This is a genomic window from Aulosira sp. FACHB-615 (genome assembly GCF_014698045.1).
In the GTDB taxonomy this organism is placed as follows: domain Bacteria; phylum Cyanobacteriota; class Cyanobacteriia; order Cyanobacteriales; family Nostocaceae; genus Nostoc_B.
Window position 1 is genome coordinate 1 of record NZ_JACJSE010000041.1, and the last position, 13,246, is coordinate 13,246.

7 protein-coding genes are annotated in these 13,246 nt (G+C 42.2%); 5 read left to right on the forward strand and 2 right to left on the reverse strand.

Translation table 11 applies throughout. The annotated features are described in order from the left end of the window. Positions 1–1,111: DUF4157 domain-containing protein (locus H6G77_RS31780; protein ID WP_242049370.1), on the reverse strand; the 1,111-nt coding region annotated here is incomplete at its 3' end. A gap of 288 nt (positions 1,112–1,399) precedes the next feature. Here H6G77_RS31780 and aspS point away from each other — a divergent pair. Next, positions 1,400–3,187 (forward strand): aspartate--tRNA ligase, encoded by a 1,788-nt coding sequence (gene aspS, locus H6G77_RS31785; protein ID WP_190671352.1) that lies wholly within the window; start codon positions 1,400–1,402, stop codon positions 3,185–3,187. Positions 3,188–3,456: 269 nt separating this feature from the next. Continuing rightward, on the forward strand, positions 3,457–4,185 hold the full coding sequence (locus H6G77_RS31790) for a Uma2 family endonuclease (RefSeq protein WP_190873705.1): 729 nt from the start codon (positions 3,457–3,459) through the stop codon (positions 4,183–4,185). A gap of 171 nt (positions 4,186–4,356) precedes the next feature. Here the strand turns inward: H6G77_RS31790 and H6G77_RS31795 are convergent, their stop codons facing one another. Beyond that, a complete protein-coding gene (locus tag H6G77_RS31795; RefSeq protein ID WP_190595201.1) occupies positions 4,357–4,512 on the reverse strand; it encodes a hypothetical protein in 156 nt (51 codons plus the stop codon). Between the two features lie 111 nt (positions 4,513–4,623). Between H6G77_RS31795 and H6G77_RS31800 the strand changes: the two genes are divergently transcribed. From H6G77_RS31800 to H6G77_RS31810, 3 genes are all read left to right on the forward strand, one after another. Further along, a complete protein-coding gene (locus H6G77_RS31800; protein WP_190873706.1) occupies positions 4,624–5,427 on the forward strand; it encodes an S-adenosyl-l-methionine hydroxide adenosyltransferase family protein in 804 nt (267 codons plus the stop codon). Positions 5,428–6,062: 635 nt separating this feature from the next. Continuing rightward, complete coding sequence (locus H6G77_RS31805) at positions 6,063–7,322, forward strand: glycoside hydrolase family 10 protein (protein ID WP_190873723.1); 1,260 nt, start codon at positions 6,063–6,065, stop codon at positions 7,320–7,322. A 183-nt stretch (positions 7,323–7,505) separates the two neighbouring features. Beyond that, on the forward strand, positions 7,506–13,025 hold the full coding sequence (locus H6G77_RS31810; protein WP_242049371.1) for a tetratricopeptide repeat protein: 5,520 nt from the start codon (positions 7,506–7,508) through the stop codon (positions 13,023–13,025). Positions 13,026–13,246 lie beyond the last annotated feature (221 nt).

Genomic DNA, 13,246 nt, shown 5'->3' on the forward strand with positions numbered 1-13,246 from the left:
TTAAGTTATTTTTGAAACAACTACTACTTACTTGCCTTAATTCACCTGTTGTTACATTTGAATACTGTTTTATCTGACTTGTACGGATGACTACGGTTGGTGCAAGATGTGAGTCTATCGACTTCGCTAATATCTTCGGATCAACTTCAGAGGGAGGAAATTGTTGATCAGTTCTATCTACTTCCTGTTTACTACTTGTTACAACTTCCGGTTCTGATTGAGGGTTGTTACTAGCTTGGTTTCTTCTTGATCCAAAACATTTAAATTGTCTAACAGAATTTCCTAATTTAGTAGGTGGCGTAGTTGGTTTAGTTTGCCCAAAAGACTGAATACTTTCCTTTACCTGAGAAGCCGAAGGTAGTCGAGACATCACACTACCAACACTGTTAGCTTTTGCCCCCATGACATCGGCTTCTTTTTCTAGCGTAGAATCAACATTCGCACTGATTCCTTTCAATTGAATAGAAGGTTTGACTCTTCCTTGCTTTTGCTGAACTACGTGCCATGCTTCATGGGGAAGGTGCTTTTCCTGTCCAGGTGCAACGTGAATATCTGTTCCTTGGGTATAGGCAGCAGCTTGAAACTTTGGAGGCTCGCTGGAATTATAATGAACTTTGACATCATCCATTCCCATTCCAGAAAGATTTTCCACGCCTGTTTTTAAGTTATCAGGCAAGCCGGTGTTATTTTCAGGTTGAATTTCTTGACTTTGAATTGCCAACTCAGTTGGCTGTATGGTGTCTGCTGAACTATCTGGTTGTTGATGAGATTTATCTCCAAGCTGTTCAGTATGCAACTTCATCTGCAATGGGAAACTTGGTACTGCTGATTGCGAGATTTTTGACGTATAACTATCAGCTTGATAATTCGGATCAATTTTTAAATTACTCCAAGGTGAGACTGGCGATCGCTGCACAGGATTCTCTGTAACTATAGATACTTTAGGAAGATGTGATTTATATTGTCTAGTCTCGGTTGTATCTTGTGGTTGTTCTGAAGTTAAATTTTCTGATGGTGTTGATTCAACTTTAAATGGACGTGGTGCAAACTGATTGTTAGATGATGAATCAGATGTAGATTTACTATGATTAGCATGTTTTTTCTGATACATTTATTTTAAGTATGAATTTTATGCCTAAAATAGAATAAAAATAAACTTATGACTATTAGATAAAAGTCTATTGCTTTTTTATTGAAATTATGATTAGAAATTTGGCTTAATTACAGAACATAACCCCAGAAACAGGGAAGAAGTTGAGAGTAGTTGAAAAAATTCAATTTGTATTGATTGGCGCGATAATATGCGATCGGTTCTTCAATCAGATACTATTGATGCTAGATAATGGGAAAGCTTTGACTTTTATTGCCCCATCTAGCCCAGAAGAACAGATTAACTACTATGCGAACTCACTATTGCGGCGAACTCCGAAAAGAAGATATTGGAGAAACTGTTACCTTGTACGGATGGGTAGACCGTCGCCGCGATCATGGGGGCGTGATATTCTTAGATTTACGCGATCGCTCTGGCACAGTCCAAATTGTCAGCGATCCGCAACGCACCCCCAACTCCTACGAGCAAGCCAATGCTTTGCGGAATGAATACGTCGTCGAAATCACCGGCAGAGTAACGCAGCGTCCCGAAGAATCACTGAATAACCGCATTCCTACAGGTGAAGTAGAAATTTACGCGGATAAAATTACCTTGTTGAATGCAGTCCGCAAGCAGCTACCATTCCAGGTTTCCAGTGCTGACACCGAATCGGTGCGGGAAGACTTAAGACTAAAATACCGTTATTTGGATTTACGGCGCGATCGCATGGCGCAAAATATGCAACTGCGTCATCAAGTCGTCAAAGCCATGCGGCGCTATTTAGAAGATGGGGAAAATTTCATCGAAGTTGAAACCCCAGTCTTGACTCGTTCCACTCCCGAAGGTGCGCGGGACTATGTTTTACCCAGTCGTGTCAACCCTGGCGAATGGTTTGCTTTACCCCAATCACCACAACTATTTAAACAAATCTTGATGGTATCCGGTATGGACAGATACTATCAGATTGCTCGTTGCTTCCGGGATGAAGACTTACGCGCCGACAGACAGCCAGAGTTCACCCAATTAGACATGGAAATGAGTTTCATGTCTCAAGAAGAAATTATCGAACTCAATGAAAAGCTTGTTTGTCATATCTTCAAAACCGTGAAAGGAATTGATTTACCCCATCCTTTCCCGCGCTTAACCTACGCTGATGCAATGGCGCGTTATGGTAGCGATAAACCCGACACTCGCTATGATTTAGAATTAGTCGATGTTTCCGATATTCTCAAAGACTCTGGTTTTAAAGTCTTTCGGGATGCTGTCGCCCACGGTGGTATTGTCAAAATCCTTCCCATTCCCAACGGTAACGACAAAATTTCTAACGTCCGCATTAAACCAGGCGGCGACATCTTCAGAGAAGCTAGTGAAGCCGGCGCGAAAGGTTTAGCTTATATCCGTGTTAGGGAAGATGGGGAAATTGACACCATCGGCGCAATTAAAGACAACCTCACCGCCGAACAAAAAGCTGAACTTCTCCGCCGCACAGGTGCAGAAGCCGGACATTTGTTATTGTTTGCGGCTGGTGATGTTGGTACTGTTAACAAAACTTTAGATAGATTACGGCAATTTACTGCTAAAGAATTTGGGTTAATCAATCCCGATAAACTCAATTTGTTATGGATTGTTGATTTCCCGATGTTTGAGTGGAATGCTGACGAAAAACGTTTGGAAGCATTACACCACCCATTTACCGCACCCCATCCCGATGATTTACACGACTTAAAAACCGCCCGCGCCCAAGCTTACGACTTGGTATTTAACGGCTTTGAAGTTGGCGGTGGTAGTTTGCGAATTTATCAGCGAGAAATTCAAGAACAGGTATTTGAAACCATTGGCTTGTCTCCAGAAGAAGCGCAAAGTAAATTCGGTTTCCTTCTAGAAGCTTTTGAATACGGTACACCGCCGCATGGTGGTATCGCCTACGGTTTAGATCGTTTGGTGATGTTACTTGCTGGGGAAGAATCTATCCGTGATGTGATTGCTTTTCCGAAGACACAACAAGCCCGTTGCTTGTTAACAGATGCGCCTTCTGGGGTGGATGCGAAGCAATTAAAAGAACTGCACGTTGCTTCGACATATAAACCCAAGTCATAACAAAGTCCAAGGGGATTTAATAAGTAAAAGGGTAAAAGTAAAAAGAAATAAAAAATTAGTATTTCTTTTTACTTTTTACCTTTAACTTTTGCCTTGTTTGATAATGCTGTCAAAATATAATTAAGGCTATATAGGACTCATATTTGATTTGGGAAAAAAATCAGTATACTCAGATCAGGCTTCTTTCCTACTCCCGACTCCCCATTCCCTGTTCCCTACCTACACAAATAAATTCAGAAATCAAACCGGATTCCTATATATAGTTTCTTATGAGTGAATCTATTATCTTGACAGAGGACGGTTTATTACCGGAGGATGTGTTACCAGATGTCAGTCAATTGGTAACAGAAGACGACGCAGCAGTGGATAATCTACCATCGGAAAAACAACAACGCCTATTAACAGAACCCCTTTACAGTTCTTGGAGAGGTGCAAATAATTCCCCAGGGTTTCTTGTGGCTGCTAATGTGGGGTTGTTTGCTAGTAGTTATCAACCAGCAATTGTACCTGATGTCTTCTTGAGCCTGGATGTACAAGTAGCCGAAAATTGGTGGGAAAAAAGACATCGTTCTTATTTCTTTTGGGAATTTGGTAAACCACCAGAAGTAGTGATTGAAATTGTCTCAAATCGAGAAGGGAATGAAACAGGGCGTAAATTCTTAGAATATGCCCGGATGCGGATTTTATACTACATTATTTTCGACCCATCTCAGCAACTTGGTGGTGAAGTTCTGCAAATGTATGAATTGCAAGGACGGCAATATGTAACCATGAGCGAACAATGGTTGACAGAAGTTGAGCTAGGGTTATGTTTGTGGGAGGGCGTGTATGAAGGCAAACGCGATATTTGGCTGAGGTGGTGTGATGCGGAAGGGAATGTCATTCCTACTGGTGCAGAACGGGCTGAACAAGAACGAGCGGCTAAAGAAGCTGCACTGCAACGTGCTGAACGTTTGGCGGCACAATTACGGGCTTTGGGGGTAGAACCGGAAGTATGAAATGGCAGGACAAAAGAGACAAGGGGTAGGAGGTAGAAGAAAATTCTTCCCCCATTCCCAACTCCCCACTCCCAACTCCCAGTTCCCCACTCAGCACTCAACAAAAAACCCGCCGAAGCGGGGGTTTCCACACAACAAAACTATAAACAGTCAACTCTTGCTTTACCAGACTTAGCCGATATATCTCATTTCGGCTTCTAGTTGATGAATTAGCTTTTCGTTACCTTGGGCTTTAGCTACTTCTAAGCGATGTTCCAAGCTTTTTCTCAGGTTTTGTCTGTGAGCTTCTTTAGCTTGTCTCATAGCCTGTAATCTATTTTGATTCATAGTTATTTCCCTCTTTATGCTTTTTTCTGTTTAGTATTGCTAATATAGCACAGGTTTTGTAGCTGTTGCTACAGAAATTTACATCTTTATATATGTGAATATTGTAGGTTTATGGCAAAAAAGGCAATGAACACCCGATCGCACCTGACATTACTCAGCGATTTTGGCGATCGCGATGTTTATGTCGGGGTGATGAAAGGTATAATTGCTCAAATCAACCCAGAAATTAGGGTTATCGACTTAACACACCAAATTCCGCCACAAAATCTTGTTGCTGCTAGATTTTGCTTGATGAATGCTTATCCCTACTTTCCCGATGGAACAGTACATATAGCAGTAGTAGATCCGGGGGTGGGTGGAAACCGGAGAGCGATCGCAGTAGAATTGGCTGGAGGGTTTTTAGTCGGCCCCGATAATGGCATATTTAGCGGTATACTCAGTCAAACTCCCGCAGTCGCAGCCGTGGAACTGACAAACCCAGACTACTGGTTAACTCCCCAACCTAGTCGTACTTTTCATGGTAGAGATATTTTCGCACCTGTGGGAGCTAATCTGGCTAGTGGCGTTCCGTTGAAATATTTGGGAAACGAAATCAATCCCGCAACTTTGTTACAGCTAGGGATGGGCAAATGTCAAACAACTAGCCGTGGTGTGTTGGGACATATTCAATATATAGATCACTTTGGCAATTTAATCAGCAATATTCCTCAAAGTTGCGTGGAAGGTAAAACCTGGTGCGTGCAGATTGCGGGGTTGACAATCCCAGGATGTGAAACTTACAGTAATTGCCAAGTTGGTGAAGCTGTCGCCTTAGTTGGTAGTCATGGCTGGGTAGAAATCGCCATCAATGGCGGAAATGCACATTCACAGTTGCAAATGAGCTACCAAGATACTTTAGAAGTTTTATTTTGGTAGATTTTCTGGAATAGTTTGTGGCTCTCCCAAACTAGATATTTTTACCACGCATAACAGAGGTGTCTTATTTAGGACTTACGCAGTAAGACGAAATATTAAGGGTGTAGGGGTATACCCGGATTTCTCGCAAGAGAGAAATCCAGGGGTGTGGGCAATACTTTTCGGATAAGGAATTTACTTGTGAAGGTATCTTGGGTGCAGGGGCGCAAGGGAGAATTAACAGTAACCTCTCCCCTGCCCCTCTGCTCCTCCGCACAACTGCTGCCTCAACGAAGAGATATCTTAACCGAAAGGTATTGGGGGTGTGGGAGGATGGTGAAGAAATCTTTCCCCCCACACTCCCCACACTCCCCTCTCTCTCCACACCCGCTACCCATACGTGAGAAATTCGGGTTACACCCCATACCCTTTCACCCCTATACCCAACCTCCACAGACAATCTTGGTGCGTAAGTCCTATTATTCATTAAATATTGTGTGCTAGACTACATTTTCTCATTACCAAAAAGCCAAAAATTCCCACTTTAGTATATTCATATAATTAAAAAAAACGATATTTTGGGAAATCTAAATCCGGAAGATGCTGAATTATTTTGTATTTATAATTGTTCTTTGCAAAGGCAGTCAAACCCACTGATGAATCGGTTGACTAAACATTGGATTATTTACTTAATAGCTTTAGAATTTATACTTTGTTTAACAGTATTTACCCTACCTTCTTTTTCATTTTATGCTCAACCAAAAAACCAAACAATGGTTACAGAAATTCGTGGTGTTTGGTTAACTAACGTTGCTAGTGGGGTTTTGTTTGTTCCTTGGGGAATTGACCGCGCTATTAATCAATTAGCGGCGCTGAATTTTAATACGATTTATCCTGTAGTTTGGAATCGGGGTAATACTTTTTACAAAAGTAATGTTGCTAAAAATACGATTGGGGAAGAAGCAGAACCAACACTGAATTTTATGCACGGTGGACAAGATGTTTTAGCCAAGATTATTAAACTTGCTAAACCCAAAGGTTTGACTGTGATTCCCTGGTTTGAATATGGTTTTATGACACCGCCAAATTCTGAGTTAGCCAAACGTTATCCTGATTGGTTAACCATTGGACAAGCAGGTGTAAATTCTGTTAAAGAAGTTTTGCCAGAAGACGCTAACAATGGGGCTGCAACTAAACAAGCTTGGTTAAATCCTCTAAATCCAGAAGTGCAAGATTTTATTTTAGAGCTCATTTTAGAAGTTGTAAGTAATTACAATGTAAATGGCATTCAACTGGATGATCATTTTGGAATGCCAGTCCAATTTGGTTACGATCGCTTCACTGTCGAACTCTACAAACAAGAACATCAAGGTCAAAATCCGCCGACTGATCCCTTTAACCCAGAATGGATGCGTTGGCGTGCTAACAAAATTACGGCATTCATGGGGAGAATTTATCGCAGCATCAAGGAAATTGAACCGAATGCAAAATTATCTCTGTCTCCCAATGCACAAGCTTTTGCATATAAATATTATTTGCAAGATTGGGAAACTTGGGTAAAAAACGGCTGGGTGGATGAGTTGGTGTTGCAAGTATACCGCCATAATCAAAATAGCTTTAAGACCGAATTAGAACAACCAGCCATAAAATCAGCCCTCTCCAAAATTCCGGTTGTGATTGGTATCTCTACGGGAACTTTACGCAACCCGGTGAGAATTTCCCAAATTAAAGAACAAATTGATATGGTACGCGATCGCTCTTTTTCTGGCATCTCTTTTTTCTATTGGGAAAGTTTATGGGGTTACATCGCACCCGAAACACCCCAAAAGCGGCGCAAGGTGTTCCAAGAACTGTTTAACACCAAAGCCATCAGGCCATTTCCGATTGATGAAACAGGTAGTAGGTTGAGGTTGTGATTTGGGGGATGAGGGAAGGGAGACAAGGGAGACAAGGGAGACAAGGGGAATGAGGGGTGTTTCGACTTAATAATATTTTTGTGACATTGGATTGACTAACAGAAATTATTCAATATATTAATAGCGAAGAATTAGTAATTAAAATTTACCAAAATATTTTTGATGCAATTCCCCGCATTGAGAATGCCTACACTGGCTGTTTTATTGGTTATCTTTTCCATTGATAGTGGGTTGATGAATGATCATCCCAGACAAGGGCGAGTGTTGGCAGCAGAATTAATTGCTAATCACCAAGTTGTGGCTCAAATCCCAGAGGCGCAACAACTGTTTGAGCAAGGTAATCAACAACTGGCGCAAAGTCAATTTACTTCGGCGTTACAATCTTTTCAACAAGCATTAAATATTTATCAAGCAATTGGCGATCGCACTTACACCGCCGCAGTCCTCAATAAACTCGGAGAAGTTTATCGCCATCAAGGACAAATTCAAACCGCCCTTCAACATCATCAACAAGCCTGGGAAATTACACGGGAATTGAATAACCGTGCAGAGGAAGCCGCATCACTGCATCAAATCGCCGCCGTTTACGCAACCCAAGGACAGTACAAAAATGCTGTGCAATTCTACCAGCAAGCTTTATCTATATGGCGTGAGGTAAAAGATAAATCTGGGGAAGCGATGACTTTGATTGGCTTGGGAAATACTTACGTCAGCTATATTAAATTGCAACTTTACTACCAGCAAATCAAAAAGCCGGAGGAAATTAAGTCTTACCTGGAGGTAAGAAAATATTACCAGCAAGCCTTAATGATTATGGGGGCTTTGGGCGATCGCGCGGGTGTTGGTTGGAGTCTCAACGGAATTGGGATGACTTACGCGGCGTTAAATCAAAAAGAACAAGCTGTGAAATATTACGAACAAGCCTTAGCCCAGATGCGCCAAGCAGGTGATCGCATCGGCGAAGCTACAGTAATGTTGAATTTGAGCCAAGATTACAACTGGGGAATCGACAATCAACGGGAATCGCGCCCGATTTCCCTGGATTTCTCCGAACCAGCTTTAGCTATTGTCCGCGAAATTGGAGATCGCCCCTTAACAGCAAAAATCCTGAATGCGATCGCCTCTACCTACAAAAATCAAGGACAACAGCCGCAAATAGCCCTGGAGTATTATCAACAGGCTTTACCAATAGCGCGAGAAATTGGCGATCGTTCCCTGGAAGAGAAAATCCTGAATAATCTGGGCTATATTTACCATAGCCAGGGCTACCCACAAACGGCGCAGGAATATCAAGAACAAGCTTTAGCCATCAGACAGGAAATGGGTGTTCATGTGGGGTGGGCGACAAATATTGTCAAACAGGCAATTTTGGTGACTTACAACATACCCCAAAAAAGACCAACTTTAATTACACTCCTGACAGGGGAAGCACTCATCCATTACCGTAACGGTGCAGAACACGCCAAGTTTGCTAGATACCCAGCCGCTTTAGCATCCTATCAGCAAGCTTTAGCGATCGTCCGTCAGCAAAAAAATCGTCCTTGGGAATGGGTAATTCTCAATCAAATGGGAACAATTTACGAAACTCTCGGACAGTTACAAGTAGCCTTAGATACCTATCAGCAAAGCTTGGCAATTCGTCGGGAAGTTGCTGAACAGTCAACAAAAACACCAATCCCCCAGACAATTCGGGTAGCCTTTGGTACTGATGTCAACATTCATCGCCCAGAGGGAATCAAACTAGAAGATGGACTCAGCAACGGTTTGATTCAGGTAGGGAAAGGAAAACCAATCAAAACTGCCATCACGACTGTTGAATCCTCAGAAATAGCCGAAATAGAGAAACGCGGACAACGGCTAGAAGTAATCGCTGGGGTAGCTGGATGGCATAACTTTGCTGAAAATGAGGAAGAAAATACCTTAGCGAATATTGCAGATATCCACAAAACTCTAGGACAGTACCAAACTGCCTTGCAATTCTACAAAGAAGCCTTGGCAATCATCAATGCAGAAATGTCCAGCCCAGAAAATATCGAAGTTCGTCGGCGCAGAGAGGAATTGTCACCAGGAGATTATCGCCAGCAGGAACAGCGAATTAAAAGAAGTATGGGTGAAGTTTACGCCGCATTAGGACAGTATCAAACTGCCTTGGATGATTATCAGCAATCTCTGGCAATTGTGAACATGGAGAACAGCAGCCACAGGTTGGTTAATCAAAAACCGATATTGTTAACCCAAATTGGGGAAATTTACACCAATTTAGGCCAGTATGAAGCAGCGTTGACAGCTTACCAGCAAGCATTAGCGATCGCCCGTGATCCTCAAACTCAAGATAACTATTTTGTACCAGAACAACAAATCCTCCAATTTGGACAACAGGAATTATTTCGCTGGACAAGAATACCCTTTGAAAAGCCAGATCAAGCCGCAATTCTCAACAGTATCGCCGCAATTTACGCCAAATTACGGCAGAAGCAAACAGCGCAGGAGTATCGTGAGCAAGCAAGTACATTACAGCGCGAAATTAGCAACCGTAATCTAGAAAATATTACAGGTCAAAAAGCAGTTTTAATTACGGAAGTTGGTAGAGATGCAGCGAAAAAAACCCTTGTGCAAGTACACCCACTGGAAGGAGAAGCAGTAGTTTTGTTTGCCAAGGGAAACAGTTACGCCACCCAAGGACAATACCTCAAAACTCAGTTGCAAGCTGCATTACAAGCTTACCAGCAAGCCTTAACAATTGTTCGCCAGCAAAAAAATCGCCCTTGGGAGGGGATAATTCTCACCCAGATGAGTGCAGTTTACAAACAATTAGGAGAAAATAAAGCCGCGACTCAAGTTGATCAACAAGCCTTGGCAATTAGACAGGAAATCGCAAAACAAAGTGAGAAAACAGCAATTATTCTGGGTAAAACGCCGTTGAGTGGGGCTTTTGAGGGCGAACAGCTCGAAATTCGCTTTTCATCTGGCAAAATTACAACTTTTAAACCCACAGGTGGCGTGATTTTCTTTGCTCAAACACCAGAAAAATTGAAAGCTGATCAACTGTATGAAGCAGCTTGGCGGCAGTATATATACAGGGAATATGCCAGAGCCATCAAAACCTTTGAGGCAGCTTTATTAATTTATCAACAAATAGAAGATAAAACAGGTACGGGCAGAACTTTGTTCCACCTGGGAGACGTTTACCATCGCCAAAGAAATTATCAGCAGGCGTTGAAATATTATCAGCAAGCTTTGGCAATTCAACAAGAAATCGGCGATCGCGGTTGGGAAAAATCCAGCCTCAACTCCATAGCAGACATTTACACCATCCAAGGTAATGAATTTTCGAGAGCAGGTAAATATCGAGAAGCTTTAGAAAAATACCAGCAAGTTTTGGAGATTGCGAAAAAATTAGGCAGCGAGCCAAGACAATGGCCGACTTTCCATCGCATAGCGAGAGTTTACAGCAGCTTGGGAGAGTATAAATTAGCTCTCGATTACTATCAAAAAGCCTTACCCATCCGGCAAGAAATTTTAGGCGACTGGGTACGAATTGAACTTGATATGGGACAGATTTATAAAGTGTTAGGACAATACGAACTCGCTTTGAAATCTTATCAGGAAGCCTTAAAAATCGCCAGAAAACCCGTACTGCTCGAATCAGACGGAAACAGAATAGGAGACATTGCAGGTGAAGTGAGGGCGCTGAATGCGATCGGCAATATTTACTACAGACAAGAAAAGTATGAATTAGCGTTAGATTTCCATCAGCAAGCCTTAACAGTGCTGCAAAAAATTCAGAACAAAGAACAACAAGAATTTCTCAAAGCAACAACATATTACAATATTGGGATTGTTTACTTCAAGCAAGAAAAATATCAATTAGCCTTGGCGTATTTGCAACCACCTTTAACTATTTATCAAAAATTCAAATCCAGAAATGCAGAAGGGATAAATCTCCACGCCATAGGAAACGTTTATTTAGAGCAAGGGCAATATGAATTAGCTGGAAAATTCTTACACCAAAGTTTAGTAATTGCTCAAGAAGTTGGCAACAAAGAAGGTGAAGGATACATCCTCAATACTATCGGGAAGTTACTCGAAAAACAGAACCAACCAGAATTAGCAATTATCTTCTTCAAACAATCAGTAAATGCTAGAGAAACAATTCGCAATAATATTAGGGAATTAAGCAAAGAACAACAGCAATCTTATACCGAAATCATTGCCAAAGATTATCGCCATTTAGCCGATCTTCTCCTGCAACGCAACCGAATTTTAGAAGCGCAACAAGTACTAGACTTACTCAAAATCCAAGAAATTGAAGACTATCTCCGCGACGTGCGAAGAAGTGAAAAAACCGCGACTGGTGTTGTGGAACGTTCCCAAGAACGGCAAATTCGAGAGGTGATGCAAGCAGAATTTGAGCAAGCGATCGCCCTTGGTCGAGAACTCGCCCAACTGGAAAACATTAGTGTGAGCAGCCGCACCCCGTCCCAGAAACAGCGTATTTTAGAATTACGTAAAATTCAGCAGACACTAGCCAAAGACTTTAACACCTTCCTCGATAGCCCGAAAGTGCGCGAATGGGTCGCCCAACTCCAGCAAACCACCCAAGGGCAGAGTTTTAACCTGGAATCCTCCGCTAGTGCCTTACAAGATAACTTAAAAAAACTCCAGCAAGGCGCAGTCATACTTTATCCCCTAGTATTGAGCGATCGCTTAGAACTCGTTTTAGTCACTCCCTACGCACCACCAATCCGCCGCACCGTAGCTGTTACCCAAGAAGAACTCAACCGAGCAATTTTGGAATTTCGCACCACCTTACCAAAACGTACCCCAAAAATCACAGTTCCCGCCCAAAAACTCTACGATTTGCTGATTAAACCCCTAGAAAATGACTTAGCACAAGCACAAGCCCAAACCATCATCTACGCTCCCGACGGACAACTGCGTTATGTTCCCCTAGCCGCCCTTTATGACGGTCAAAAATGGTTAATCGAACGCTTCCAAATCAATAATATTACTGCCGTCAGCTTAACCGACCTCAACACCAAACCCCAAAATCGATTAAATGTCTTAGCGGCAGCCTTTACCCAAGGCAACTATAGTTTTCAGGTAGGATCTCAGCAGTTTGACTTTTCCGGTTTACCTTTTGCTGGTTTAGAAGTAGAAACACTCGCTCAAACCATTCCCAGCACCAAAAAATTATTAGACAAGCAATTCAATTCAGATATTGTGTTGGAAATGAATGATTACGCCGTCATCCATTTAGCAACTCACGCCGCATTTACCACCGGACAGCCGGAAGAATCATTTATTTTGTTAGGAAATGGCGATCGCGTCACCCTCCGAGATATCAAAAACTGGCGATTGCCCAATGTTGATTTAATCGTACTTTCAGCCTGCCAAACCGGATTAGGCGATCAATTTGGCAATGGTAGAGAAATTCTGGGTTTTGGCTACCAGATACAACAAACAGGCGCACGAGCCGCGATCGCTTCTTTATGGTCGGTAGATGATGGCGGTACACAAGTATTAATGAATGCTTTTTACAACATCCTGTCCCAAGGAAAAACCACCAAAGCCCAAGCCCTACGTCAAGCACAAATCGCCCTAATTACTGGCAAATACGGTAACTTAACACCACAGTTAAGCGAGCATCTCAGTCATCCTTTTTACTGGTCAGCCTTTATTTTGATTGGTAATGGCTTGTAATCAAAGAGGTGATATCTTGTCCTGTAACAGAATTATCATCAAAGACCGCAGATAGCTAGGGAGCAGCTGACAGGTGTAGGTGACTCCTGAATGATATTGAGATAATTAACCGCAGATGGACGCGGATGTAGACGCGATAGCGGCTTCCCGCAGGGTACGCAGATGAATTTATATTCTACCCAAGTGAAAATAACTAGACTCAACAAAAGACCAAAGAATAA